The sequence below is a fragment of the Pseudarthrobacter sp. NS4 genome (assembly GCF_024758005.1).
In the GTDB taxonomy this organism is placed as follows: domain Bacteria; phylum Actinomycetota; class Actinomycetes; order Actinomycetales; family Micrococcaceae; genus Arthrobacter.
The window spans coordinates 3143783-3169739 of record NZ_CP103288.1 but is presented as its reverse complement, the minus strand read 5'-3'; the positions used below and the strand labels follow the sequence as shown (position 1 = coordinate 3169739).

Genomic DNA, 25957 nt, shown 5'->3' with positions numbered 1-25957 from the left:
CCGGGTCCTGCTTCTGGCGGTGTTGTGTGCATCGTGGGGGCTTGGGCGGCGGCGAAGTTGCACCGGGCTTACGGACGTACGACGCCTCCCTCCTGGTCCCCTGGGAAGTGCAGCAGAAGGTTGCAGGAGGGAGCGGACATGCACAGGCACTACAACGGACTGAAGACGGCCGCACTGTTCGGTGTGCTCTGGGCGGTGTTGCTGGGCCTGGGCGCATTGATTGGTGCCGGCACGCGCAGCTCGGCGCCCATCTGGATCATGGCGTTGGTGGGCGTTGCCACGACGGCCTATGGCTACTGGAACAGCGACAAGATCGCTATCCGGTCTATGAAGGCGTACCCGGTCACGGAGGCGCAGGCGCCACAGCTTTACCAGATGGTCCGTGAGCTCTCGGCCCGTGCCAACCAGCCCATGCCGCGCATCTACATCTCGCCGACCATGACCCCGAACGCCTTTGCCACCGGACGCAACCCCCGGAATGCGGCCGTCTGCTGCACCGAGGGGATTTTGCGGCTCCTGACGGTGCGCGAGCTCCGCGGCGTCCTGGGCCACGAACTCATGCACGTCTACAACCGCGACATCCTCACCTCGTCGGTGGCGGCCGCCGTCGCCGGCGTGATCACCTCGGTGGGCCAGATGCTCCTGTTCTTCGGCGGAGACCGGCGCAACTCCAACCCGCTCGCCATGCTGGCCATGGCACTGCTGGCGCCCTTCGCGGCGTCGCTGATCCAGATGGCCATCTCCCGGACCAGGGAGTACGACGCCGACGAGGACGGTTCGCAGCTGACGGGGGATCCGCTGGCGCTTGCCTCAGCCCTGGCCAAGATCGAGCGCGGCGTCAGCATCGCGCCCCTGCCGCCGGACCAGCGGCTGGTCAATACATCACACCTGATGATCGCCAACCCGTTCCGGGGCGGCGCGATGAACAAGCTGTTCGCAACGCACCCGCCCATGGGGGACCGGATTGCCCGGCTGGAGCGGGTGGCAGGCCGGCCGCTGGTCTAGGTGCCCGGTCGGACGGTGTACCTCGCGGAGCTAGTCCGAAAATGAGATGCGGCGCCTGTGGTTGGCGCGGGTGTGGGTGTCCGGGGCAAAGTAGAGCCGTCGGCGAGTCCTGAAGATTGGAACTTAGGCTGCCCGGGTCAGGGTGACGGTGTAGCCGAGGGCTTCGAGTTGGCGGACGTGGTTGCGTTTGCTGGTGTCGGGGTTGGTGTGGCGGCTGAAGTGATCGGCGCCGAGGTCGCGGAAACGTACATTGGGATCCTGCAGCAGGTGCCAGACGATGACGAGGATGGAACGTCCGGTGGCGACTATGGCGCGTTTCCTGCCTCGTCGCCGGGCGATCCTTCGGTAGCGTTCGCCCAGGAACGTATCTGTCTTTCCGGCCACGACGGCTGCCTCTCCCAGGACCCGGGCGAGATAGCGGTTGCCATGCCCGGTCGAGCCGTTGCCCTTAGTCTTCCCGGCGGAGGAATTGATGCCTGGAGAGAACTTCGACCAGGAACAGAGGTGCCCCGCGGTTGGGAACCGGGTCATGTCGGCCCCGATTTCGGCCAGGATAATGGCGGCGGCGACGGGGCCGATGCCCGGGATCTCATCCAGATGCTCCGCCGCCCCCGCGAAAGGGGCCAGTTGCACCTCGATCTGTTCATCGACCGCCGTGATATCGGCATCGATCCCGTCGATCCTGGCCAGCATCCGTGCCAGCAGGAAGCGGTGGTGGTCATCAAAGTGGCCGCTGAACGCCTCCTCGAGTTCGCTGATCTTCTTCCGCATGCTTGCCCGCGCCAACTGGGCGAGCACTTTCGGATTCCGTTCGCCGGCGATGAGCGCCGCCATCATCTCCCGGCCGGACACCCCGAAAATATCCGAAGCCACGACGGAGAGTTTGATGCACGCGTCCTCAAGGAGTTTTTCGACCCGGTTCTTTTCTGCCGTCCGCGCCCCGACGAGGTCAATCCGGTACCGGGTCAGGTCCCGCAGCCGCCGGATCGGGGCGGGCGGGACAAAACTGGGCCGCAGCATCTGCCGTTCGGCGACTTTGCACAGCCAGACCGAGTCGAGCACGTCGGTTTTGGGACGTCCCGGCAGATGCCTAACGTCGCGCGCGTTGACCAGCCACGGTTCGAGCCCGTGAGCCTCGAGGAGATAGAACACCGGCTCTTCCAGTAATCGGAGGTTGCCTCCATCACCACCCGCTCGATCCGGAGATCGACCAGATGGTTGGCCAGTTCCCCCAGGGATCGGCTCATGGTCGAATGCGTGGACACCTCCTGTAACCGCTTCTGCGGGTTCCCGACCGCCGGGACCCGGACACAACACACGAGTTCGGCTTTGCCTATATCCAGGGCCGCGACCCTGGCAATGATCTGCTCCTCATCCTGGGATTCGGCCAGCATGGCCTACTCATCTCCTCACCCGACGCCCCGCTGAATGGATAAGCGGCCGCCCGTGGGATCACCGGGAAAATCGGAATCTAGTCCTCGTTCTCGGCTAACGAAACAGTGAAGGGCCCACAGCGTGATCCCCAGCGCCCGGCTAGCTGACGGCCTGAATGAACCATAGAACCACGGCGTCGGCAGGCGACCACAAGGACATTTTCAGCCCGGAACGGGCGTCCCGCAAGGGACACAAAGGCTAGCTGCGGAAGTTCACGAACTGCAGGTCGGCTTCATCGAAGTCCTTCAGCAGCGCCATGGTGGCCTGCAGGTCATCGCGGGACTTGGACGAAACCCGCAGCTCATCGCCCTGGATCTGGGACTTGACCGACTTGGGGGCCTCGTCGCGGATGAGTTTGTTGATTTTCTTGGCGAGGTCCTGCGCAATGCCCTCCTTGATGGAGGCTTCCAGGCGGAACTCCTTGCCGGAGGCGTAGGGCTCACCGGTGTCCAGGGACTTCAGGGAGATGCCCCGGCGGATCAGCTTGGACTGGAGCACATCCAGGACGGCAAGGACGCGTTCCTCGGAGTTGGCCTTCATCAGGATCTTTTCGCCGCTGAAGTCCACCTCGGCGCCTACACCCTTGAAGTCGTAGCGCTGCGCCAGTTCCTTCTGTGCCTGGTTCAGCGCGTTGGCAACTTCCTGCTTGTCTACTTTGCTTACGACGTCGAACGTGGACTCGCCTGCCATGACTCTCCTTCTGCTGGTGGAAGCCCTGCGCGTGGACAGGGCCTGGATCACTGCGTTCAAGACTAATACGGATGCACCGCCCGGTGGGGCGGACGGATTCACAGTTCCCTCTCAGCGGACGCAGGGAGGGAACGAAGGAGTGCCGGGCAAAGTTGTACGTGTTGGATTGTTGCTCGAAAAGGGAAAAGCCATGCACCGCCAAGCGGCCAGTTATGTCACCAGGACCACCACAGCTGCGTCCGGGGCGGTGGCAACAGCGGCAACATCTGTGGCGGCAGCGGCGGTGGCCGCTTCAATTATTTTCAGCCCGGTGGCGGACGCATCCTCCCGCCTGGAGGGCGTCCACGCGGACCTCCTCCGGGCTGTGCAGTTGAACCAGATCACTGAAGATCAGGCTATTAAGTTTGAGGCGAAGCTTGCCGGGAGGATCCTGGGCGACGCCTGATATGGCAGGAATTCCGCGTGATACCGGGGCCTTTGCGGTTGCGCCAGCCTCGATTCGATTCTTCGGCGGAAGTTCTGTAAAGTTGTCTTGCCCGCGGTTACTGGAAGCGGAACGGCCCGGAAACGGACGTTCTGAAGACTGCAGCCGGGGGTGATCTTCTTTTGAAGTTCGGCAGATTACCCGAGCGGCCAAAGGGGGCTGACTGTAAATCAGCTGGCAACGCCTACGGGGGTTCGAATCCCTCATCTGCCACCAGCCAGTAATGGCAAGGAATTTAGCCCTTTCGGGATCTCTTAGGAGGTTCCGGAAGGGCTTTTTTCATGCCCGGTGATCTCACTTGTGGGCCATCGTCGTCCAAGACCATGGGCCACAGCAACAGCCAGATCACGCGGGACCTGTACGCGCACATGGTGGGTGACGCCGCCAGGAACGCCGCTGAAGGAGCCTCCGCGCTGCTACCGTGTCACGCAAACGTCAAGGTGTGCTCAAGTCCTGACCTGAAGCCAGCATCAGCGACGCGTGCAGGTGCCGGAGGTCATGGAACCGCATCGGCGGCAGGCCCAGCTTCTCCACCATCAGCTCAAAAGAGCTTCGAGGGGTAGCCCGGCCGGAGTTGGCGGCCATCCTTGTAGGTGAACACGCGGCACGAGTGCTGGTAGGCGTCTCCCCATGCTTCGCGTTCCTGGCCTTGCTGAAACTGCCACGTTAGGAGTGCGGCCACGGCACGGTCTGAGAGGGCCACAGTGCGGTTCTGGCCGGCTTGGGTCTTGATGGTGCCCTCCACTACCTCCTTGCCCACTTGAACGATCCCTGAACCTGAGAACCCTCACGACAAGGACGCACGTCTCTGTTCAGGTGATGGGCCGTCGGTGGGGCCCTTAAGCTGAAAGGCCCGGGTGTAGTAGGCACGAGGCGGCCATTGAGGACGTTTCCCAGATGGGCTCAGCGTTCCAAAAGCTGGTGTCCAGTGTTGGCGCAGCCATCGGTGGTTTGCGACACATTCGAGGGCGGAGTACCCAATGAATATCTGACGAAGACTGCCCTCGGTCTTCGTGCGGCCCCCTGGCCCGGTTCAATCATTCTTGACCTTGCACCGATGATCGGGCCAGAGCGGGAGCTGCGTCGCGGAGGCGAGATGATTAGCACCTGCGAGGGTTCGCCCAAGTGACATCAGGGAACGGGTTCAACCTGGACATGGAATGGGTCCAGCCGCTCCATGCGACTGTCGGCTTCAGTCTTTCTGCAAAGGACGCCGTTTGGTTGTCCACCTCATCTCAGGCTAAAAAGCTAGATGCTGGAGATGTCCGTGTACATGGCATGGGGTGCTGAGGACTGTTGGCCACGGCCAGAAGTGGGAACTATTGGACTCAGAGTTTGGCAGATGGTCATCAACATCTCTGAGCTTGGCGGCCGACCTTGGGCTGATTGGAACCCATACGACCTGGTATAGATTGACGCGTCCATGACAATCACGGAAGCGCCGGGAAGAGCACCATCCAGGTCCCTCGTTTGCCCGGAGCATCAGGGCCTGGGAAGGATCGCTCGCCGACATTGAGCGTGTTCCCGACGAGGATTACGTCGCACCGGAATGGTTACTGTAGCCCTCCATAAATTTCCGTCAAGAAGCAGGCCGGGCCTCCTCTTCAACTCCCATGCCGGAGGGCTGGACGGTGACGCGGGCGACTTTTGCGGGCATGTCCGCGTTGGTGGACGCTAAGACAATCCTTGTCCGCTCACCCGCTTCCGCATCGTCAACATTCGCGTTGTACAGGCCGGTAGCCTCTTGACTGAGCCCGGCACCTACAGCTTCATCGACGGGTGTGCCATCACCCATAGTCCACTTAAAGTCGTAACTGTAGGTGGGTCCCCAGCTGTGGATAACATCGGTAACCCGGGAAAAGCTGAGCTCTCGTCCCTGTTCATCGAAGACGTTCACCATGTACATGTCGATTGGCGCAGTCCCTCTTTGGTTGTCCACGTCCGCCACGAGATAGGAAACCGGGGGCGCTCCAATCTTGGCCCTGTAGGCCTCGATCGCCTCGATGGCAGGGTCGGTCGCAGGAGCAGGCACCGTTACATTGATGTCGGCCCCCGATTCCGTTGTGAGCGTGTACTGGCCCACCGGTACACGCGTTGGCGATGCCGGCTCTGGCCGCGGGGCGCTGGTGGAGGTCACCACCCCAGGGAGCGGGGCATCCTGTACAGGCGCGGTGCAGGCAGCAAGAGCCAAGACAAGGGCGGATAATGCGGGCAAAGGCTTCATGGTTCCTCGCAAGAACTTTGTAGCCACAGTATAGGGCGCCAACAGCAGTGACGGCTTGGATCTGAACTATAAGGATGCGAGTAGCGGCGCATACGCCCCGAAACTGGTGCTCAGGGCACGGTGTAGGGCTGGCGATATCAGCGCACGTATCCGCGACTTCAGTTCGGGCCCGGGTGTAGACAAAACCGACGCACTGTAACTGTAAATCGGCTGGCAACGCCTACGGCGGTTCGAATCCCTCATCTGCCACCCAAGGAAAGCCTCCGGTACCTGATGGTTCCGGAGGCTTTTTCGTGCCCTGGCACTGGCGGAAATCTGCCGTCGACACTGCCGTGGGGGCGGCGTAGTCTGGCAGCATCGGCGCATGTGCCCCGGTACCCTGCGTCGATAAATTCATCGATGAAGGAGGATTCAATGAGTGCTGTACGTGAATTCATGACCACGGATGCACGGTGTGTCACGGAAAACCAGTCCCTGGTGGACGCAGCGAAGATGATGATGGACCTGGATTGCGGATCACTGCCGATCTGTGGTGATGACGGCAAGCTGAAGGGCATGATTACCGACCGCGACATCGTCCTCAAGTGCGTTGCCGCCGGCCGTGATCCCGGCCAGATGATGGCCCGCGAACTAGCTACGGGCCGGCCGCACTGGATTGAGGCTGATGCCAATGTTGATGCTGCCATCGAAATGATGGAAAAGTACCAGGTCCGGCGGCTCCCCGTGATAGCCGACCACCAGATGGTGGGCATCATCAGCCAGGGCGACATTGCCCGCAACTACTCGGAGCAGCGCGTGGGCGAACTGGTGGAACACATTTCAGAACGCCATCACGTCTAACGCAAACTCGACCACATGGCCTTGTCCGCGGATCCCGTCCTTTAAGGTTCGGACCCGCGGACAAGCTTAGGAACCCCGGGAGCCAGCCGGGGAATCAGAATCAGTTCAGCGCGATCAGGAGTATCTGGCTGGTACCCGGGATGCAGGTCTGCAGGACCGCGCGGGGGAACCCGCCAAACACATTGGCCACGTCATTGGTGGTGCCCGGGTTGGGAACCTGGCCGCGGGCCGTCACCGTGTACGTCCCGTAGCCCGGGATGCTCACCGTTTCCCCTACCCCGATTCCGGAGAAGCGGGCCCAGCCGCCGCAGAAATCATGCTCGGTGATGAACAGCGAATAGCCGTCGCCCGGCGTGTAGTGAATGGGACCGATACAGGCGTCCACCATTGCCTGTCCGCCGGCCCCGGCCACGTAGATGGTGCGGACGGCGGGAGCAGCCGGAACAAAGGCGGGGGCTGGAGCGGGTGCTGCCGCCGGGGCGGGGGCTGGTGCGGGAGCAGATGCGGGGGCGGCGGCCGGTGCTGCTGCCACGGCGGGAGCCGGCACCGGCGGGCCTGTCAGCAGGAGCGTCTGGCCCGGCACGATAACGCTGTACGGGCTTAGGCCGTTGGCCGCAAGCATTGAGTTCATATCCACCCCGTGCCGGCCCGCGATGGCTCCGACCGTGTCGCCCGGAACCACAGTGTAGATATTCGGGTCCCCGGCAGGTGCAGGTGCAGGTGCAGGTGCAGGTTCGGGGGCGGGGTCCGGCGGAGCAGGTGCCGGTTCCACCGGCGCCGGTGCTGGAGCCGCAGGCACTTCAGCTGCCGGGGCTTCCTCAGCCGGGACAGTGGCAGCAGCTTCCTGGCCGGTAGGCGCCTGGGCGTTCGTATCGACGGCGGTGCCGGCTGCGGCAGGTGCCGCGGCACCTGCAACCTGGCCTGCCGCCGTCGCACCCTGGTTCAGGCTGCCCTGGTCCAGGGAAGCCGGCGGTGCCGCCAGGGCGCCCACGCCTACAGCCGCCACGACTGCAGCAGTGGCCATGCCGGCCCACAGCCTGTTGCTGATGGCAGGCCGGCCCGTGGTCAGTTCGGCGCGGGGTTCATCGGTGGCGAAGCTTCTGCTTTCGGCTTCAGGTGTGGTGTGGTAAGGCTGGTTCATGGGTGGCCCATCGGAGTCGGTCCGGCCAGGCACGCCAAGCATGCCGGCAGGACGGAGCAAGGCGCAGCGCCTCGGTGGCCCGGCAGATGTTGGGGCCACGGAGGCATCGCGGGATGGAGGCATCCGCATACCCAGAAGATACGGAGCCTCCGCGAGGAAGCGGAACCTCCGGAAGCCAACCGGAGGACCCCGCCATTGCGTTTCGGTCCTAGGAATCCCGAGTCTATGAACCCTGCACAGGCCATGGCACCAGTAGGAGTTACCCGAATTTTTGAGGCCGGTACTTGGTGGTGCCCGGACAGGCTACTCAAGGATCGGGAGCACGATTACTTGCCAGGCGCCCGTCCGGCAACCCATCAGTCGTACAGCGCCCGGTGTTCCTTCAGGACGCAAATCCTACGCGGAGTGGTGAGACCGGGAACTGCGCGCGGCCCTATGTTACCGGCGGGTAGCATTGTGGGATGCACCTGCTCCTGAGAACCCTACTGATGCTGTTCCGTTCGGCGCGCCGGCAGCCGCTCACGGTGTGGGACAGTTCCTCGCTGCCCCTGCGTGTCCTGCCCACTGACATCGACATCGCCATGCACGTCAACAACGGCATGTACCTGTCGCTGATGGACCTGGGCCGGTTCGACCTAATGGTCCGCAGCGGGGTGTGGAAGCGGATGCGCCGGCGCGGCTGGGGACCGGTGGTTTCCGCTGAAACTATCGCCTTTCGGAAATCCCTGCAGCTGTGGCAGCACTACACCATCGAGACCCGCATCATCGGGTTGGACGCCAAGGCCATCTACTTCGAACAGCGGATGGTGGCCGACGGCGAGATTTACGCGCGTGCATACATCGCCACCCGGCTGGTCACCAGGACCGGGCCGGTCAGCCAGGAGGAGATCCTGCTGGAGTTCGGCCAGCCCCCGGCGGAGCTGGTCCTCCCGGACTGGATCCACGCCTGGCGGGCAGACAGCGCCCTGCCCGGCAGCCGGACACCGGCCCCGCACCTTTGGGAGACCAACGCCTGATCCGCCAGGTTCCGACGTCGGCCTTCGTTTATGGGCGGGACGGTGTTATTCCCGATGACGCGTGGAGCGAACATGGTGCCTCCCGCCACGACACGGCAGGGCAATCCGCGTACCGTTGACACATGGCTACCCTTGACATCACCGGTGAACAGTTCGCGTCAACCATTGAGGGCAACGACATTGTCCTGATCGATTTCTGGGCAGAATGGTGCGGTCCCTGCAAGCAGTTCGGCCCCACCTACTCCGCTGTTTCCGAGAAGCACCCCGATGTCCTCTTCACCAAGGTGGACACGGAGGCTGAGCAGCAGCTCGCCGCGGAGGCCGGCATCTCGTCCATCCCCACACTGATGGCTTTCCGCGAAAAGGTGCTGGTGTTCTCGCAGCCGGGCGCGTTGAACGCGCAGCAGCTGGAACAGGTAGTGGATGCGGTGAAGGCACTGGACATGGAGGAAGTCCACGCCCACGTGGCACGGCAGAGGGAGGAAGCTTCAGCTGCCGACAAGCCGGCGGGGCCGCAGGACGGCTCCCAGATCCCGGAGGCCTAACCCTTTGTCAACATTAAATGCGGGACCTCCCAGTGGGAGGTCCCGCATTTCTTGCTTAAGGCAGCTTCAGATCCGTTCAACCTTGACGGGCTCGGCGAGCAGGGCGCTCAACGATTCGTTCAGGTCCTGCACGGCGATCCCCTTGGAGTGCTTGGCCAGGTCCTCTTCGGAGGCCCACTGCTCGGTCAGGACCAGCTTCTCCTCGGTGGCTTCCGTCAGTTCATAGCGGATGCAGCCCGGCTCGTTCACCACCTCGTCGATGGCGATTTCCAAAGCCAGCTTTACTCGGAAAAACTCGCCGTCGTTGGGGATGAACGTTGCCTGCAGGTCGATGGGTGCACTCATGGATTTCACAATACCGGCCGCGGTCCCTGCTTCAGCTCTGTTGCACCGGGCCTGCCCCGATGCTTCTTTTGCCCCTGACCTGTTGGTACCGTGCCATCATGCGCGCATATACAGCCGGGGACACTGACGTTCCGCTGCTCGAGGAAACCATCGGCGGGAATTTTGAGCGGGTGGTGGCCAGGTTTCCGTACCATGACGCCCTGATCGAGGCGGGGCCGGTTCCGGGCGCGGACGCCCGGCGCTGGAGCTACACCAAGATGAACGACGACGTCGACCGGCTGGCCCGTGCGCTTCTCGCCCTGGGCGTGGCAAAGGGGGACCGGGTGGGAATCTGGAGCCCCAACTGTGCCGAATGGACGCTGCTGCAGTTTGCCACGGCCAAGACCGGCGCCATCCTGGTCAACGTCAACCCGGCCTACCGCAGCCACGAACTGGAATTCGTGGTGAAGCAGAACGGCATGCGGATGCTGGTCACGGCGCCGTCGGACCGGAACAGCGACTACGTGGGCATGGCCCGCCGTGCGCTCGCCGAATGCCCGGACCTCCGCGGGCTCGTGTTCCTTCCGACGCCGGGCGGGGAAGGGCCCGACGGCGGTGTCCCCCCGCTCAGCGACGCGGAACTGACCTACGCCGAACTGCTCAAGCTGGCTGACAGCGTCGGGCATTCCGCGTTGCGGGCACGCATGGCGGAAATCAGCCCGCATGATCCCGTCAACCTGCAGTACACCTCCGGAACCACGGGGTTCCCGAAGGGCGCCACGCTGACGCACCACAACATCCTCAATAACGGCTTCGCCGTCGGGGAACTGCTGGGCTACACCGAGCATGACCGCGTGGTGATCCCGGTGCCGTTCTACCACTGCTTCGGCATGGTGATTGGCAACCTGAACGCGCTCAGCCACGGCGCGGCAACCATCATTCCCAGCCGGGGATTCTCGGCCGCGGCTGCGTTGGAGGCGGTGCAGGACTTCGGCGGCACGTCCCTGTACGGCGTCCCCACGATGTTCATCGCCGAGCTCGCCCTGCCGGATTTCGCCTCCTACGACGTGTCCACCCTCCGTACCGGCGTGATGGCCGGCTCGGTGTGCCCCATTGAGGTGATGGACCGGGTCATTTCCGGAATGAACATGAAGGACGTGGCAATCTGCTACGGCATGACCGAAACGTCGCCGGTGTCCACCATGACCCGTCTGGGGGACACCCTGCAGCACCGGACAGAGACCGTGGGCCGCACCATGCCGCACCTTGAAAGCAAGATCATTGACCCCGGCTCCGGTGAGGTCCTGGAACGGGGCCGGATCGGTGAGCTGTGCACGCGCGGCTATGCGGTCATGGCCGGGTACTGGAACCAGCCGGAAAAGACCGCGGAAGCCATTGACGGTGACGGCTGGATGCACACCGGTGACCTGGCCCGAATGGACGACGACGGGTACGTGGTTATTGAAGGCCGGATCAAGGACATGGTGGTCAGGGGCGGCGAGAACATCTACCCGCGGGAAATCGAGGAGTTCCTCTACACCCATCCGGCCATCCAGGACGTGCAGGTGATCGGGGTTCCGGACGAAAAGTATGGCGAGGAGCTGATGGCCTGCATCATTCTCAATCCCGGGGCGGAACACCTCGGCTCCGATGCCATTGCCGACTTCTGCCGGGGGCATCTGGCGCACTACAAGATTCCGCGCTACGTGGAGGTCCGGGACAGCTTCCCGATGACCGTCTCCGGCAAGGTCCGGAAGGTGGAAATGCGCGAGGAAGCCGTGGCGCGGCTGGGGCTGTGACCCCGGTGTTGCGGCCAGGTCAATGCCGGCGGTGGTCCTGGATGGTCATCCGCGGGCCGAAAGTGGGTTTGCGGAAACCGCTGCTCTGAATCATCCGGACCACACGCTGCCGCTGCCCCTTCCACGGTTCCAGCAGCCGGAGCATGCCGGCGTCGTCGGTCCGGCGGCCGGTGAGCGCCGCCCCCACATACGCGGCCAGGTGGTAGTCACCCACCGAGATGGAGTCCGGGCAGCCGTGTGTCCGCTGCACCACCTCGGCGGCAGTCCAGATGCCGATGCCGGGGATAACCTGCATCTTTGCGGCAGCCTCAAGGGCCGGCAGTGATGCCAGGCGTTCAAGCGCGGCGGCGGAGCGCAGCGCGCGCATGACGGTTGACGAGCGTTGGGGTCCAACACCGGCCTTATGCCACTCCCAGCTGGGGATCTGCAGCCACTGAGCCGCCGTGGGACCCACCACCAGGCCCGGCGGCGTGGAGGTGCCTGCCAGGGGAGCCGGTGTTCCATACCGGTGCAGCAGGTACCGGTAGGCCCGCCGCGCCTCGATCACCGTCACCTTCTGCTCGAGGATGATGGGCACCAGCTGGTCCACCACGCGGCCGCTGGCAGGGAGGCGCAGCGTCAGGCTCCGCCGTCGTGCCTCCCGGACAATCCGCGGGAGGGTGGCGTGGAAGGCCGGCTCATCAAAGGCCCGCCAGTCGTCGTGAGCTCCCAGGAGCCGCGGCGCCGCCGTTACTGCCGCCGCGGCACCAGGACCCCAGGCCTGGACGTCGACGAAGGGCTCAACCATGGCACCGGGCCCAGTGGCTCCTGCGCTGCCGCCCGCCGCGCTGAGCCGAAGCGTCACCGGCCCCTCCGCCGTCGTAAACGCATGCCACACAACATCACCCTGGAGGCTGAACGACGGATCGCTGTTGCCGCGCAGGAGCGGCCTAAGGGTGCTGCCCAGGTTGTACGGACCCCCGGGATACCAGCGCAGGGACACGTCAGCGGCAGCCGCCAGCCGGGGAGGTGCCTCTGCGATGGTCATGTCCTCCATCGTCCCACGCGGGGCTGACAACGCTGCCCGGAGGTGCGCCGTGCGGCAGGAAAAACACCCTTATACAACGCACTGCCCCGGACTAGACTCCACCGTGTGGCGCGGAAAGGCCGCGCCGGAACACCGAAGGGCAAGGTGGGCGCAATGGGTGGAGTAGTACATTTCGAAATCCCCGCTGATAACCAGGAGCGGGCCAGGAAGTTCTACCAGGAGGCCCTCGGCTGGCGGATCGATCCCGTCCCCGGCATGGACTACAACATGGTGGTCACCACCCCGATGGATGAATCCACCGGGCAGCCCACGGAAGCAGGCGCGATCAACGGCGGCATGATGGCCAGGGAACCGGACCTCAGGAACCCGGTCATCACCGTGGACGTGCCGGACATCAACGCCACGCTGCAGACCGTGGAGTCGCTGGGCGGGGCCGTGGTGAAACCCAAGGAAACCATCCCGGGAATGGGTTCCTTCGCATACTTCAAGGACACCGAGGGAAATGTGATGGGCCTGTGGGAGAACCTTCCCCCCGAGCAGGCGGAGTAGGCGGGGCGGGCCCGCGGGCAGTAAGCGGTAGCTTAGTACCTATGAAGTACGCCCAGTCCATTCTGGACCTCATCGGCAATACCCCGCTCATCAAACTCAACCACGTGACCGAGGGCATCAAGGCCACCGTCCTGGTCAAACTGGAGTACCTGAACCCGGGCGGATCCATCAAGGACCGTATCGCGGCCCAGATGATCGAGGAGGCCGAACGGGAGGGCAAACTGCAGCCCGGCGGCACCATTGTGGAACCCACGTCCGGCAACACCGGCGTCGGTCTGGCCCTGGTGGCCCAGCAAAAGGGCTACAAGTGCGTGTTCGTGGTCCCGGACAAGGTGGGTGAGGACAAGCGCGCAGTGCTGCAGGCCTACGGCGCCGAAGTGGTGGTGACACCCACGGCAGTGCCCCCGGACAGCCCGCAAAGCTACTACGGCGTCTCCGACCGGATCGTCCGCGAAACCCCCGGCGCGTACAAGCCTGACCAGTTTTCCAACCCTGCCGCCCCCGGCAGCCACTACCGGACCACCGGCCCGGAAATCTGGCGCGACACTGACGGCAAGGTCACCCACTGCGTCATCGGCGCCGGCACGGGCGGCACCATCACCGGCACGGGCCGCTACCTCAAGGAGGTATCGGCTGACCGGCCGGAGTCCGACGGCGGCACGGTCCGGATCATCGGCGCGGATCCGGAAGGTTCGGTGTACTCAGGCGGCACGGGGCGTCCGTACTTTGTGGAAGGCGTGGGGGAGGACATGTGGCCCGCGAACTACGACAAGTCCGTCCCGGACCAGGTGATCGCCGTCAACGACGGAGACTCCTTCGCCATGACGCGCCGGCTTGCCCGTGAAGAGGGACTGCTGGTGGGCGGCTCGTCCGGCATGGCGGTGGTGGCAGCGCTGCAGGCCGCGCAGGACCTGCCGGAAAGTGCCGTCGTCGTCGTCATCCTGCCCGACTCCGGCCGCGGCTACCTGGCCAAGATCTTCAACGACCAGTGGATGCGTTCCTATGGCTTCCTCTCCGGCGGCGAGGAGACGTCCGTGGGTGAGGTCATCAAGTCCAAGAACGGCGAACTCCCGGACCTGGTGCATATCCACCCGAACGAGTCCGTCCGCGATGTCATCAACATCATGAACGAGTTCGGCGTCAGCCACATCCCGGTCCTGTCGCAGGAGCCTCCGGTGGTCATGGGCGAGGTCCTGGGAGCCGTGGATGAGCGCACCCTCACGGCCAAACTGTTCCGCGGCGAAGCCAGGCTGACGGACAAGATTTCCGAACACATGGGTCCCAAGCTGCCCGTCATCGGATCGCTGGAAACCATCTCCGCAGCCAGGGAGCTGCTCTCGGACGTGGATACCGTCATGGTGACGTTTGTGGGCGCCCCGGTGGGCATCCTTACCCGGCACGACCTGCTGGCCTACCTCAGCAACTGAACGGCTTCCCCCAGATTAAGGAGCATCATGTCCGTCTCTGAAAACCAAGGTTTCAACACCCGTGCCGTGCACGCCGGCCAGGCTTTCGAGCCCCGCACCGGGGCCGTGGTACCGCCCCTGCACTTCAGTTCCACCTACGCCCAGGACGGCATCGGCGGGCTCCGCGACGGCTATGAGTACGGCCGCGGCGGCAATCCCACCCGGGACGCGCTGCAGGAACAGCTCGCCGCGTTGGAACTGGGGACCCACGCCTACAGCTTCAGCTCCGGACTGGCAGCCGAGGATTCCCTCATCCGCGCGCTGGCCCGGCCCGGGGACCACATCGTCCTGGGAAACGACGCCTATGGCGGGACCTACCGGCTGATCAGCCGGGTCCTGGGTGACTGGGGGATCGGCAACAGCCCGGTGGACATGGCAGACCTGGACAGCGTCCAAAAAGCGGTCGCTGCCAACAAGACCCGCTTCGTCTGGGTGGAAACGCCCTCCAACCCGCTGATGAAGATCACCGACATCGCAGCCCTCGCGGACATCGCGCACGACGCCGGTGCCCTCCTGGTGGTGGACAACACCTTCGCTTCCCCCTACCTGCAGACCCCGCTCGCCCTGGGTGCCGACGTCGTGGTCCACTCGACGACCAAATACATCGGCGGGCATTCCGACGTGGTGGGCGGTGCCGTTGTGGTCAAGGACGCCGAACTGGCTGAGAAGATCGGTTTTGTGCAGTTCGCCGTCGGTGCGGTGTCCGGTCCGATGGACGCCTTCCTCACCACCCGCGGCCTCAAGACCCTGGGTGTGCGCATGGACCGGCACAGCCTCAACGGCCAGGCTGTAGCCGAATGGCTGCTGGAACGCCCCGAGGTGGAGGCGGTCCTGTACCCCGGCCTGCCCACGCACCCGGGCCATGAACTTGCCAGGAAGCAGATGAAAAGCTTCGGCGGCATGGTTTCCGTGCAGTTCAAGGGCGGCGAGGCGGCTGCCCGGAAGGTTGCGGAGTCCACTGCCGTGTTCACCCTGGCCGAGTCGCTGGGCGGCATTGAATCGCTGATGAACTACCCCTCGGAAATGACGCACGCTTCGGTCAAGGGTACTGAGCTGGCCGTTCCGGTGAACCTGCTCCGGCTGTCCTGCGGCATCGAGGACGTGGAGGACCTGATTGCGGACCTGGAGAAGGCCTTCACCTCCATTCCGTAAGCGCTACTACGCTGGTGCCATGGAGTCCCCTTCGCAAGTGGCCGTACGCAACACTGCCCTCATCACAGGTGCTGGAAGGCTGGCCGGCATCGGCGCCGGCATTGCCCGCCAGCTCGCTGCTGACGGCTGGGACCTGGTCCTGTCCTATTGGCAGGACTACGACGACCGGATGCCGTGGGGGAGTGAACCGGAGGACGTGGTCCGCCTGACGGCCGAGCTCGAAGCCATTGGTGCCCGGGTCCATGTCCTCTCGGCCGACCTGCAGGACCCCGCAGTTCCGGACCGGCTGGTGGCCGAGGCCGTGAACGTCGCCGGCCCGTTGCACGGGATGGTGCTCAGCCACGCCGAGTCCGTCGACTCGGGGGTCCTGGACACCACCCTCGAATCCTTTGAGCGGCATTTCGCGGTCAACACCCGCGCCAGCTGGCAGCTGATTGCCGCGTTCGCGCGGCAGGCAACGGACGACGGCGGCGCAATCGTCGCGCTGACCAGCGACCACACTGCCTTCAACCTTCCCTACGGGGCCTCCAAGGGTGCGCTGGACAGGATCGTCATCGCGGCCGCACGCGAGCTGGGACCGCAGGGAATTTCCGCCAACGTCCTCAACCCCGGACCGGTGGACACGGGCTGGATGAGCGGGGAGATCAGGGACGCCCTGGTTGAACGCCAGCCGACCGGCCGGCTGGGCACCCCTGCCGACGTCGCCGCTGCAGTGGCATTCCTGCTCTCGCCCGGAGGCCGCTGGGTCTCGGGGCAGCTGATCAAAGCCGACGGCGGCTTCTCCGCCTGCGTGCCCGGCGCACCTTCCGCCTCCCCATCCCAACCAGGTCGCAGCAGATGTCGTTTTCAGGCCTCAAAACGACATGTGCTGCTACCTACTTGGGGAGGGGGCTGGTGCTCTTCGCGGTGACGGTGGCGTTGCCGGTGAAATAGCCGCGGGTGGAGGGCAGGAAGCGGCAGACACCGGCCAGGACGACGCCCAGGGCCAGCAGCACCACGCCGCTGATGAATGCCCCGCCGACGCCGAAAATCTCGGTGTCGCCGTAGGCCGGGTCCCACATCTGGACGGCTGAAATGAAGAACGCAGCGGTCAGTAGCAGGGCACCAACCAGTGGCAGGATGCCGCGGAACCACAGGTTCCGGGCCGATTCGCGCAGGGTGCCGCGGAAGTACCAGAAGCAGGCGAACCCGGTGAGGGCGTAGTAGAAGGCGATGAACAGGCTGATGGAGCTGATGGAGTCCGAGAGCAGGTTTTCGCTGAGGAAGCTCATGGCCACGTAATAGGCGGTGGCAGCCGCTCCCATCACCTGGGTGGAGAAGCCCGGGGTCTGGTTCCGCGGATGGACCCTGCCGAACCTGGCGGGCAGGGCACCGTGGACGCCCATCGAGAGGGTTCCGCGGGCGGTGGGCAGGATGGTGGTCTGGGTGGAGGACAGCACCGAGGCCAGGACTGCGACGACGATCAGCCAGCCCCACGGCCCCAGCACCACGTCCTTCATGGCCACGAACACGTCGTCCTGGTTGGCTTCATTGCCCAGGCCGATGCCCTCGCTGCCCACGGTGGCGTACATCATCACCAGCAGGGACATTGACACGTAGATGGCCACCAGGACGAAGGCCGAGATGACCGCACCGCGGCCCGGCGTGGTGGAGGGGTTCTCGGTTTCCTCGTTCACGGCCAAACAGGTATCCCAGCCCCAGTAGATGAACAGGGCGAGAAGCGCACCGTGCACCACCGCCCCGGGATCGGCGAAGGCACCAACCGGGTTGAACCATTCGAAGCTGAACGCCTGGCCCTCCGGCGGCCCGCCGACAATGCGGACCACAATGGCCAGCGCGAAGATGCCCAGGGCAATGTACTGCACATAGGTCAGCACCCGCTGGACGTGTTCACCCAGCCGGATGCCCCGGTAGTTGACCAGCGTCATCACGGCGATGAACAGCACGCCCGTGACGGTGACCAGCACCTTGTTGCCGGCCAGCGAACCGTCACCTACCAGAAGCCACAGGTACTGGCCGGCCACCTGCGCGAGGTTGGCCAGGACCACGACGCCGGCGAGCGCAAGACCCCAGCCTCCAAGCCAGCCGGCCCAGGGTCCGAAGGCGCGGCGGGACCACGTGAACGTGGTGCCGCAGTCCGGGATGGCGCTGTTCAGCTCGCGGAAGGCGTAGGCGATGAAGAGGACCGGGATAAACCCGATGAGCAGGATCACCGGAGTGTAGTTTCCGTTCACCGCCACGATGAGGCCCAGCGTGGCCGCCAGCGAGTACACCGGCGCCGTGGACGCCAGGCCCAGCATGACGGAATCGCCAAGGTCCAGGATTCCGGCGCGCAGCCCCTTGGCCGGAACCGGGGTGCCGGGCCCTCCGCCCGCGCCTCCCGCCGTCGTAATGTCTGTGCTCATGCTGTCACCGGATTCATAGTGCGATACCTGCTTTGCTGGAGGAGGCCGCGGCCGAAAGCGGCGCCGGCGCGTCGATGGTGTTGGGCACGAAGCGGCAGAAGTAGTCCGTGACGGGGCCGTCCGATTCGCGGATTCCGCAGCCGACGGATTCCCCGTCCACCACCCACAGGCCCAGCACGGGATGGTTGCCGTCGAAGTCCGGCAGCGGGTGGTACTGCTGGTAGCACCAGCCCTCGCGGCCGTACCCGCCCGGCTGCTCCAGGCTGATGCCCTGGGCGTGGATCCTGATGTTGTCGCCTTCGCGGCCGTGCAGCGGCTTGGCCACCCATTCCTTCAGCGGCCCCGGTTCATTGAGGTAGGCCGGAAGCAGGTTCGGGTGCTCCGGGTACAGGTGCCAGAGGGCGGCGAGGAGGGCTTTGTTGGAGAGCAGCATCTTCCATGCAGGCTCCACCCAGCGGGGGTTGTGCGCACGTTCCAGCAGCCGGGGCCCGAACGGCTCCTTCATCATCAGCTCCCACGGGTAGAGCTTGAAGATGGTGCTGATCATGAAGTTGTCCAAGTCCACGAAGCGGTTGAGGTTGGGGTCCCAGCCGATGTCGGACATGTTGATGCCGATGGTGGTCCAGCCGGCCTGGCTCGCGACGTCCCGCATGTAGGCGGCGGTCATCCAGTCCTCACCGGATTCCTCAACCTCCGAGTGCGCAACATGGAGGGTGCTCATGCCCGTGCGGTACTGCATCTTCTTCCACTGGCGGATCAGCGCTTCGTGAATGCCGTTCCACTGGTCTTTCCCGGGAAAGACGTCCTGCAGCCAGAACCACTGCGCCACGGCGGCCTCAATCAGCCCGGTGGGAGTGTCTGCGTTATATTCGAGCATTTTCGCCGGGCCGCCCTGCCCGTCGTAGATGAAGTCGAACCGGCCGTAGACATCCACGTCGCCGGCCTGCAGGGATTCAGCCGCAAGTTCCAGTGCCTGCGGTCCGATGCCGATGGTGCCCATGGCTCCGGTGGCGAGGAACTTTGCCGCCTCCAAGCACATGCGGTGCATCTCTTCGGCGGTTTCCTCGAGCGTTTCCACCTCGTCCAGGGTGAACTCGTAGTAGGCGGATTCGTTCCAGTATTCGATTTTCCGGCCATCGTCCATGGTGGTGGTGGAGAAGACCAGGCCCTGTTCTTCGATTTTTTGCTTCCAGCCGGGCCGGGGTTCAGACAGCAACCGCTTCACGCTCAGCCCCCCGAGACCTTGCCGCCGCCACCGCTGGTGCCAAAGCCGCCCCGGCTGACGGTGCCGCCTTTGGTGCTGTAGCCGGTGGAGGCTTTCGCGCCGCTGGGGACGGTCCGGGTGTAGTTCGGAGCCGTTGACCTGTTCTGTCCTACGGCCGGGACAAAGGCTCCGCGGGAGAAGAAGTACCAGGCGTAGAGCCCGCCGCCCCTGCCCGCGGAACTGTTGCAGTTGGTGTCTTCGACGCGCTCACCGGTTTCGTCGTTGAAGCACACCTGCGCGTACTCGGGTTCGTCCTGGTTGCTGCCAACCACTGCGGTGATGGTGCCGGCGAGGAGCGCGGTCACGCCCAGTCCCACCACGACGGTGCGCCGCTGGGAGCGCTTCTTCCGGGCCGCGGCCTCGTCAAGCTGCTTTTCCCGGTCCCTGGCAAACGGGTCCACCGGGGTGACGGGCCCGTTGAGCAGCTCCGGGCGGAGTTCCGGTTTGGGTACTTGCCATGGGGGAGGCTTCGGACTGCTGCTGCCGTCCGTGGGGCGCTGGGGGTCACCGCCGGCCGGCGCGCGGTCCGGATCGCTTGGATCCTTTTTGTTCGGGTCCACGGCGTCCCCCTCAATTGTCCACGTGAATTGGGCACAGCGCTGCACCCCCAATTGCAATCCTCAAATCAGCGTAGTCCCTGCCGGTGCCCCCTGCGAGTGTGGGGGCGGGAAGAACTGCCCATCCGTTCGGCAGCCGGTCCCGGACCCTACACTGGAGCCATGGAAACCGCGTCCCTGATTGCTGTCTGCCGTGTCCACCAGCTTCTGCCGGATGCCTCGAGCGTGGGCGTGACGGCGATCGACAAGCGCCCCGCGGAGGGTCCTGTCATAGTGCACAAGCTGGGATTGCAGGGCGACATCCAGGCGAACCGGGTCCACCACGGCGGTCCGGACCAGGCGATCTACGCCTACTCCCAGGCGGACGCGGACTACTGGGCAGGTGAACTGCAGCGTGAGATGCCGCCAGGCGTCTTCGGCGAGAACCTCCGGGTGGCCGGGGTCGAGGCCACCCATGCCGTGATCGGCGAGCGTTGGAAGATTGGGCTCGACCTTGAACTGGAAGTCACATCTCCCCGGACCCCGTGCGCCACATTCCAAAGGCGGCTGGGGGAGCCCAGGTTCGTTAAGCGGTTCACGGACGAGGGCAGGGTTGGTGCCTACCTTCGGGTGATCCGGGTTGGCACAATCCGGGCAGGGGACCATATTCACCGGACGTATGTTCCCCGGCACGGCGTCACCGTCGGCCGGTGGTTCAGGGAGCCTGACGTGGAGTCCATGGAAGCGCTGAAAGACGCCCATGCCGGGGGTGAGATCCGCCTCCAGCAGCCGGAGTTCACCAGGAAGTTCGAGGCACTGCAGCGGCGGCTCCGCGGCTAGCCGGCAGGGACGTACGACGGCGGAGGCAGGCAGTGTGCCCAAGCTCACCACCGCTGTTGGGCGCCTGATTTCCGGTGGGCGCCCACCGTGCCTTACACTTGAAACATCCCCCACTCCGGAAATCCCTTATTCCTGCCCAATTTTTGAGGCAGGACTGGCAAGTGTTGGGGCCCGCAACTGTGATGTGGGCATTTTCATAGGGAGAGCCGGCTAAAGAAAACGCTGTACAGACTGCTGGGATAGCAGCCAAGAGATGCAGCGCGAAGTCCTGCCACGGGATTGCGAAAGCGCCGGACTTCTGTGACCGGCCGGTCAATGTTTGCCCGGCGTCCACGGCACAACGTACTGCGGCTCCGCTCACCTCGGGTTGTGCCGCCTGGCCCCCTATGGATGAGGAATATTCTCCTATGCCCGAAAATCAGAACGACTCCGTCGAAACCCAGAACACCGTTAACGACGCGCAGACCGCCGCCGTCGAATTCGCCGAGGCCCTCGTCCCGGCAGCAGCTGAGCCGGCTGCACCTGCAGCAGAGGCTTCCGCTCCCGCCGCAGAGGCTTCCGCTCCCGCAGCCAAGGCCGAGGAATCCGAAGAAGAAGGCATCAAGTTCGCCGATCTCGGCATTGACGGCCGCGTCCTCGCCGCCCTGCAGGACGTCGGCTACGAGAAGCCGTCCCCCATCCAGGCAGCAACCATCCCGCTGCTGCTTGAAGGCCGCGACGTCGTGGGCCTCGCCCAGACCGGCACCGGTAAGACTGCAGCATTCGCAGTACCGGCACTGTCCCGCCTGGCCGAGCTTCACGACCTCAACGGCCCCTCCCGCAAGACGCAGGCACTGGTCCTGGCCCCCACCCGCGAGCTCGCGCTCCAGGTTGCCGAGGCCTTCACCTCCTACGCCAAGCACATCGACGACTTCACCGTCCTCCCCGTCTACGGCGGCTCCGCCTATGGCCCCCAGCTCGCAGGCCTGCGCCGCGGTGCCCAGGTGGTTGTCGGTACCCCCGGCCGTGTGATTGACCACATCTCCAAGGGTTCCCTGGACCTGTCCGAGCTCCAGTACCTGGTGCTGGACGAGGCTGACGAGATGCTGCGCATGGGCTTCGCCGAAGACGTGGAGCAGATCTTCCAGCAGACGCCTTCGGACCGCCAGGTTGCGCTGTTCTCCGCCACCATGCCGAGCCAGATCCGCCGCATGTCCAAGCAGTACCTGAACAACCCGGCCGAGATCTCCGTCAAGTCCAAGACCACCACCGGCGCCAACACCCGCCAGCGGTACCTGCAGGTCATGGGCCCGCACAAGCTCGATGCCATGACCCGCATCCTCGAGGTGGAAGAGTTCGACGGCGTCATCGCCTTCGTGCGCACCAAGATGGCCACCGAGGACCTGGCTGACAAGCTGAAGTCCCGCGGTTTCCAGGCCGCCGCCATTAACGGTGACATCCCGCAGCAGCAGCGTGAACGCACTGTGGAAGCCCTGAAGGAAGGCCGCATCGACATCCTCGTGGCCACCGACGTCGCAGCCCGTGGACTTGACGTGGAGCGCATCAGCCACGTCATCAACTACGACATTCCGCACGACACCGAGTCCTACGTCCACCGCATCGGCCGCACGGGCCGTGCAGGCCGTTCCGGCGACGCGATCCTCTTCATGACGCCGCGCGAGAAGTACCTGCTGCGTTCCATCGAGAAGGCCACCCGCCAGCCGGTCGAGCAGATGCACCTGCCCACGGCTGAGACCGTGAACACGCTGCGCCTGGGCAAGTTCGCCGAGCGCATCACGGAGACCCTCGCCTCCGAAGATGTGGCCGCGTTCCGCGACCTCATCGCCTCCTACGAGGAAGAGCACAACGTTCCGGCTTCAGAGATCGCTGCCGCCCTTGCCGTCATGGCCCAGGGTGGACAGCCGCTGCTGGTCAAGGAGCTCGCCGCAGCTCCCGAGTTCCAGAAGCGCGAACGCGCTAAGGACGGCTTCGGCTCCCGCGGACCCACCCGCACGCTCACCGAGGGCAACGCGACGTACAGGATCGCCGTCGGACGCCGCCAGCGCGTCATGCCGGGCTCCATCGTGGGTGCCATCGCCAACGAGGGTGGCATCTCTTCCGCCCAGATCGGCGGCATCGACATCCGCTCGGACCACTCCCTGGTGGAGCTCCCGGCGGACCTGAGCCCGGAGCAGCTGCGTGCACTGTCCCGTACCCGGATCGGTGGCGAGTTGATCCACCTCGAGCTGGACAACGGACGCAAGCCCTCCGGCGAACGCGGCGCCTACCAGGGCAACCGCGGCGGCGACCGTGGGGGCAATTTCAAGGGCAACGGCGGGTTCAAGAAGGAGTTCCGCAAGTCCGACGGCGAGCGGTCCTCCGCTGACCGCGGTGGCCGTTCCTACAGCGAGCGTTCTTCCTTTGGTGCTGACAGCGGCGCCAGCCGCGGCCAGGCCACCGACTCCCGCTTCGGCGGCCACGGCGACGGCTCACGCAAGCCCCGCCATGGCAACGAAGGCGGCCAGCGCGATTTCAACCGCAAGGGCAAATGGTAACCGTCAGCTAGTCTGACACCCCCGATGGGCCGGCTTTCGAGCCGGCCCATCGGCGTTTAACCGCCGGGATGAATGGCCGACGGCGACCTGCCGCTCCAGGCTGCAGCAGCCGGGCCCGGCAATGCCCCTGAACAGAATGTGTACCTCGCCACATTTATCGCCCGGGGAGGATCCAGGTCGGTCACCGGCGCCTGGTCTTATACCGGGCCGGAGGCTCGGCTTCCCTGTAACGGCGGGGAAAACGGGGCCATCAACTGCCAAAAGGGCAACTGTTGCGGCGCTTCCCGGCTGCCCGGGAGACGATTTGTTGGTGGGAAAATCTTCCGGTAGAGTATTTACTCGTTGCCCCCCTAGCTCAGTGGTAGAGCGCGTTCTTGGTAAGAACGAGGTCACCGGATCGATTCCGGTGGGGGGCTCTGAATGAGGGCCTGTGTCAAGGCGGTTTTGACCGGCTTGACACAGGTTTTTCTCATTCGTGGCGGTGTAGCTCAGTTGGTTAGAGCGCACGACTCATAATCGTGAGGTCGGGAGATCGAGCCTCCCCACCGCTACAGTTTGAAGCAGGCCAGAGGCAAAGCCTCTGGCCTGCTTCTGTTTTAAGGCCCAATCCAACGGAAACCCAACTAAATCAATAGTTGGGCGGCCAGCGTGGTTGCGTGTATGGACTGGCCGAACGAAGTTCTTCGAGGGTGCTGAGGCGTAGGCGCTGCACATTTCCGCTGAGGAAGACACCCGGGTGGCCACCGGCAAAAATAGTGGCGGGTGCCGCCCTCCTGGCTAAACAGGTCGGCACCTGCCGGCGATCTGGTTAGGGGCAAGGCTTAGCAGCGGTTGCGCCGCTGCTCCGGGGTCGAAGCGTTATTGTAGCAGGTCTCGCCGGAGCTGCGGACGTCCGTGGTCACGATCGGCGCTCCCGGAGTTTCGGTCTCGTCGACAGGCGGCTCGATGTCCTCATGGGTAACCAGTTGTACCCGGAACGTACAGCCAAACCAGACGAACTCGTTGCCGGCTGCCGCCGCACCTTGCTGGGTGATTAAGGAGGGGAAACCATTCGCGGGGATATTCCTTCCCAAGTAGTACCTAATCGTAAATTCGAGTAGCTACGCCCCTTTCCTGCCCCGTGTGCCGGGATTACGGTCCAGTCATGAGCTCTGACCGGGGAGTGTGGGTCAAACCGCTGGACGGGGGTCGCGTGACAAAGGTGAAGGCTGCTTTCCCTACCCGCCGGGTAGTCCCGGATGCGATAGCTTCCCTGGTTCCCGCCACGGACCGGCCGCTGAACGTCAGGACTTTGCCTTGCAGCCCGTCGCCACGCAGGTTCCCGTCCCCGAACCGTGGCCGTCATCGGAACGGCGATGAATTCAGGTAAGACGACTATTGTCCACTGCCTCGTCAATGGCCTGAGCAGTGCGGGTGTCCAAGTGGGCGCTACTAGAAACAGTCAATAGACGCGAATAAGTACTTCGAAGGATGGTGGTCATGAGGAGATTCCTAGCACCGGTAGTTGGTCTTGCGTTGATCTGTGGTTTTATGCCTGCACTGAGTTCGGGCGCTGCTCAGGCTGCGGCCGGGCCGTGCATTGGTGCCCCTGCCGCGGACGGCACGACCTACGCCGAGACCCGGCATTTCATAGATGCTCAAGCATGGTGGATGCCGGACAGTGATCAGGCCGACAACTCCACCACCAATCATGGCCATGTACACATGGGGGCGTGCATACCTGAACGTGAAACGATCAGTTCGGGCAACTTGACCGTGCATGTACGGGTGATCCTCCATGACAACCCGGGCAAGGCCAATTACGTCTCGATGGTGTTCAAAACCTCCGACACCGAAACCATAGTTCAGAAGTGTTACCTACGGGCGACCGCGACGAACTTCACTTGCCCCGGCCCGTCCAGCACAGGCAAAGGCGACTTTGTGTGTACGGGAACATGTGAGCGCTGGCTGACGTTCTCGCAGCCAATTTCTTCCTTTAACCATTCAGGCTTGCAGGAGGTTCGTTTCCGCGGGTTCGTCCCGGAGCCGGGCGGCAAGGAAATGCGAACTAACTTGAACTGGCAGGTCAACATCCAAAACGGCGCGTCTGTGTCCAACATATCCAGGGATCCCTTCCTGCGGGGCAAGGGCTGGTACACCCACACGCTGTACTGTGAGGCCTCGCTCCGTACCGTTCCCATTCCTGACAGTCCGGTATCAGGAATCTGGACGCCGGTAGTAGATTCGACCACTCGCCCCGATGGCTCGCTCCCGGCGACTCACTCTTTCATCTCGATCGACCCGGATTTTCACGCCGTTCCGTCCGAACCTGGAACCGTGCTTTGGAACGCCGAGCCGTTTGGATCAGCCCCCATCGCGATCGATACCAGGACTCTGACCAACGGTGTACATAAGCTGCACCTGCGAACGTCATGCCGTGACGACACGCTGGGCTCTACAAATTCCGGGGTGACCGTAATTCCCTTCACAGTGGCCAATTAATGCTCACCGTCAAGTCCGCTTTCGCCCAGGATTGAATACCGTCGCTGCACTCTTGCGGTCCAGGCCTTTTTGTTGGATGGTGCTAGGGGCGAAACAGGTGTGCACGCATCTGCTCGTCAGCCTCCTACGGTGCCTTCGTGCAGCGCACCGGCCACCGGATAGGAAATCCATGGCTCACACTGTTAGTGTTCCACGCAGGCA

Annotated in this window: 23 protein-coding genes, 3 tRNA genes and 1 pseudogene; 16 read left to right on the top strand and 11 right to left on the bottom strand. The window is 64.2% G+C overall.

Features of this window, described 5'->3' with window-relative positions; all coding sequences use genetic code 11:
- Nucleotides 1-138 precede the first annotated feature (138 nt).
- Nucleotides 139-1005 carry a zinc metalloprotease HtpX gene (gene htpX / locus NXY83_RS14995; RefSeq protein WP_258802983.1) on the top strand — a complete coding sequence of 289 codons (867 nt, stop codon included), beginning with the start codon at nucleotides 139-141 and terminating at the stop codon, nucleotides 1003-1005.
- Between the two features lie 123 nt (nucleotides 1006-1128).
- Here htpX and NXY83_RS14990 read toward each other — a convergent pair whose 3' ends face one another.
- Together NXY83_RS14990 and NXY83_RS14985 are read right to left on the bottom strand one after the other, a co-directional pair.
- Nucleotides 1129-2157 (bottom strand): IS110 family transposase, encoded by a 1029-nt coding sequence (locus tag NXY83_RS14990; RefSeq protein ID WP_258802982.1) that lies wholly within the window; start codon nucleotides 2155-2157, stop codon nucleotides 1129-1131.
- 480 nt (nucleotides 2158-2637) lie between these two features.
- Entirely contained in the window at nucleotides 2638-3129 is a 492-nt protein-coding gene (locus NXY83_RS14985) for a YajQ family cyclic di-GMP-binding protein (RefSeq protein ID WP_258802981.1), read from the bottom strand.
- 190 nt (nucleotides 3130-3319) lie between these two features.
- Between NXY83_RS14985 and NXY83_RS14980 the strand changes: the two genes are divergently transcribed.
- Both NXY83_RS14980 and NXY83_RS14975 read left to right on the top strand, forming a co-directional pair.
- Complete coding sequence (locus tag NXY83_RS14980; protein WP_258806248.1) at nucleotides 3320-3574, top strand: hypothetical protein; 255 nt, start codon at nucleotides 3320-3322, stop codon at nucleotides 3572-3574.
- Nucleotides 3575-3744: 170 nt separating this feature from the next.
- Nucleotides 3745-3829 (top strand) — tRNA-Tyr (locus NXY83_RS14975).
- 325 nt (nucleotides 3830-4154) lie between these two features.
- Here NXY83_RS14975 and NXY83_RS14970 read toward each other — a convergent pair.
- Both NXY83_RS14970 and NXY83_RS14965 read right to left on the bottom strand, forming a co-directional pair.
- Entirely contained in the window at nucleotides 4155-4373 is a 219-nt protein-coding gene (locus NXY83_RS14970) for a hypothetical protein (protein WP_258802980.1), read from the bottom strand.
- A gap of 819 nt (nucleotides 4374-5192) precedes the next feature.
- On the bottom strand, nucleotides 5193-5750 hold the full coding sequence (locus tag NXY83_RS14965) for a hypothetical protein (RefSeq protein WP_258802979.1): 558 nt from the start codon (nucleotides 5748-5750) through the stop codon (nucleotides 5193-5195).
- A gap of 501 nt (nucleotides 5751-6251) precedes the next feature.
- Between NXY83_RS14965 and NXY83_RS14960 the strand changes: the two genes are divergently transcribed.
- On the top strand, nucleotides 6252-6677 hold the full coding sequence (locus NXY83_RS14960; RefSeq protein WP_258802978.1) for a CBS domain-containing protein: 426 nt from the start codon (nucleotides 6252-6254) through the stop codon (nucleotides 6675-6677).
- A 100-nt stretch (nucleotides 6678-6777) separates the two neighbouring features.
- Here NXY83_RS14960 and NXY83_RS14955 read toward each other — a convergent pair whose 3' ends face one another.
- Nucleotides 6778-7818 carry a LysM peptidoglycan-binding domain-containing protein gene (locus NXY83_RS14955; protein ID WP_258802977.1) on the bottom strand — a complete coding sequence of 347 codons (1041 nt, stop codon included), beginning with the start codon at nucleotides 7816-7818 and terminating at the stop codon, nucleotides 6778-6780.
- Nucleotides 7819-8279: 461 nt separating this feature from the next.
- On the opposite strand from NXY83_RS14955, the gene NXY83_RS14950 reads away from it, so the two are divergent.
- Both NXY83_RS14950 and NXY83_RS14945 read left to right on the top strand, forming a co-directional pair.
- Complete coding sequence (locus tag NXY83_RS14950; RefSeq protein ID WP_258802976.1) at nucleotides 8280-8834, top strand: acyl-CoA thioesterase; 555 nt, start codon at nucleotides 8280-8282, stop codon at nucleotides 8832-8834.
- A gap of 122 nt (nucleotides 8835-8956) precedes the next feature.
- Nucleotides 8957-9379 carry a thioredoxin family protein gene (locus NXY83_RS14945; protein ID WP_258802975.1) on the top strand — a complete coding sequence of 141 codons (423 nt, stop codon included), beginning with the start codon at nucleotides 8957-8959 and terminating at the stop codon, nucleotides 9377-9379.
- A gap of 66 nt (nucleotides 9380-9445) precedes the next feature.
- On the opposite strand, the gene NXY83_RS14940 is transcribed toward NXY83_RS14945, so the two are convergent.
- On the bottom strand, nucleotides 9446-9724 hold the full coding sequence (locus NXY83_RS14940; RefSeq protein WP_258802974.1) for a putative quinol monooxygenase: 279 nt from the start codon (nucleotides 9722-9724) through the stop codon (nucleotides 9446-9448).
- Nucleotides 9725-9822: 98 nt separating this feature from the next.
- Between NXY83_RS14940 and NXY83_RS14935 the strand changes: the two genes are divergently transcribed.
- The gene (locus NXY83_RS14935; RefSeq protein WP_258802972.1) at nucleotides 9823-11502 is read left to right on the top strand and encodes an AMP-binding protein; all 1680 of its coding nucleotides are present in this window, start codon (nucleotides 9823-9825) and stop codon (nucleotides 11500-11502) included.
- 19 nt (nucleotides 11503-11521) lie between these two features.
- Here the strand turns inward: NXY83_RS14935 and NXY83_RS14930 are convergent, their stop codons facing one another.
- Nucleotides 11522-12529 (bottom strand): DNA-3-methyladenine glycosylase family protein, encoded by a 1008-nt coding sequence (locus tag NXY83_RS14930; RefSeq protein ID WP_258802971.1) that lies wholly within the window; start codon nucleotides 12527-12529, stop codon nucleotides 11522-11524.
- Between the two features lie 153 nt (nucleotides 12530-12682).
- On the opposite strand from NXY83_RS14930, the gene NXY83_RS14925 reads away from it, so the two are divergent.
- From NXY83_RS14925 to NXY83_RS14910, 4 genes and pseudogenes are all read left to right on the top strand, one after another.
- Complete coding sequence (locus tag NXY83_RS14925) at nucleotides 12683-13078, top strand: VOC family protein (RefSeq protein WP_258806247.1); 396 nt, start codon at nucleotides 12683-12685, stop codon at nucleotides 13076-13078.
- A gap of 41 nt (nucleotides 13079-13119) precedes the next feature.
- Complete coding sequence (locus NXY83_RS14920; RefSeq protein WP_258802970.1) at nucleotides 13120-14505, top strand: cystathionine beta-synthase; 1386 nt, start codon at nucleotides 13120-13122, stop codon at nucleotides 14503-14505.
- A gap of 27 nt (nucleotides 14506-14532) precedes the next feature.
- Nucleotides 14533-15696: a cystathionine gamma-synthase gene (locus tag NXY83_RS14915; RefSeq protein ID WP_258802969.1), complete on the top strand. Its 1164-nt coding sequence runs from the start codon at nucleotides 14533-14535 to the stop codon at nucleotides 15694-15696.
- A 19-nt stretch (nucleotides 15697-15715) separates the two neighbouring features.
- Nucleotides 15716-16483: pseudogene (locus tag NXY83_RS14910) on the top strand (SDR family oxidoreductase); the annotation flags it as partial.
- An 88-nt stretch (nucleotides 16484-16571) separates the two neighbouring features.
- Here NXY83_RS14910 and NXY83_RS14905 read toward each other — a convergent pair.
- The 3 genes from NXY83_RS14905 to NXY83_RS14895 are packed head-to-tail and all read right to left on the bottom strand — an operon-like array spanning nucleotide 16572 to nucleotide 19925.
- Nucleotides 16572-18101, bottom strand: a complete 1530-nt coding sequence (locus NXY83_RS14905; protein ID WP_258802968.1) for an APC family permease — start codon at nucleotides 18099-18101, stop codon at nucleotides 16572-16574.
- A 13-nt stretch (nucleotides 18102-18114) separates the two neighbouring features.
- The gene (locus NXY83_RS14900; protein ID WP_258802967.1) at nucleotides 18115-19326 is read right to left on the bottom strand and encodes a glutathionylspermidine synthase family protein; all 1212 of its coding nucleotides are present in this window, start codon (nucleotides 19324-19326) and stop codon (nucleotides 18115-18117) included.
- Between the two features lie 2 nt (nucleotides 19327-19328).
- Nucleotides 19329-19925 (bottom strand): Tat pathway signal protein, encoded by a 597-nt coding sequence (locus NXY83_RS14895; RefSeq protein ID WP_258802966.1) that lies wholly within the window; start codon nucleotides 19923-19925, stop codon nucleotides 19329-19331.
- 159 nt (nucleotides 19926-20084) lie between these two features.
- Between NXY83_RS14895 and NXY83_RS14890 the strand changes: the two genes are divergently transcribed.
- The 4 genes from NXY83_RS14890 (at nucleotide 20085) to NXY83_RS14875 (ending at nucleotide 23826) form a co-directional block, all read left to right on the top strand.
- Nucleotides 20085-20741 carry an MOSC domain-containing protein gene (locus NXY83_RS14890; protein WP_258802965.1) on the top strand — a complete coding sequence of 219 codons (657 nt, stop codon included), beginning with the start codon at nucleotides 20085-20087 and terminating at the stop codon, nucleotides 20739-20741.
- Between the two features lie 407 nt (nucleotides 20742-21148).
- Nucleotides 21149-23275 carry a DEAD/DEAH box helicase gene (locus NXY83_RS14885; protein WP_258802964.1) on the top strand — a complete coding sequence of 709 codons (2127 nt, stop codon included), beginning with the start codon at nucleotides 21149-21151 and terminating at the stop codon, nucleotides 23273-23275.
- A gap of 344 nt (nucleotides 23276-23619) precedes the next feature.
- Nucleotides 23620-23691, top strand: a tRNA-Thr gene (locus NXY83_RS14880).
- 61 nt (nucleotides 23692-23752) lie between these two features.
- Nucleotides 23753-23826 (top strand) — tRNA-Met (locus NXY83_RS14875).
- A 270-nt stretch (nucleotides 23827-24096) separates the two neighbouring features.
- Here NXY83_RS14875 and NXY83_RS14870 read toward each other — a convergent pair.
- Nucleotides 24097-24348, bottom strand: a complete 252-nt coding sequence (locus NXY83_RS14870) for a hypothetical protein (protein ID WP_258802963.1) — start codon at nucleotides 24346-24348, stop codon at nucleotides 24097-24099.
- Between the two features lie 406 nt (nucleotides 24349-24754).
- Here NXY83_RS14870 and NXY83_RS14865 point away from each other — a divergent pair, with 406 nt between their 5' ends.
- Nucleotides 24755-25756, top strand: a complete 1002-nt coding sequence (locus tag NXY83_RS14865) for a hypothetical protein (protein ID WP_258802962.1) — start codon at nucleotides 24755-24757, stop codon at nucleotides 25754-25756.
- The last annotated feature ends 201 nt before the right edge of the window (nucleotides 25757-25957 follow it).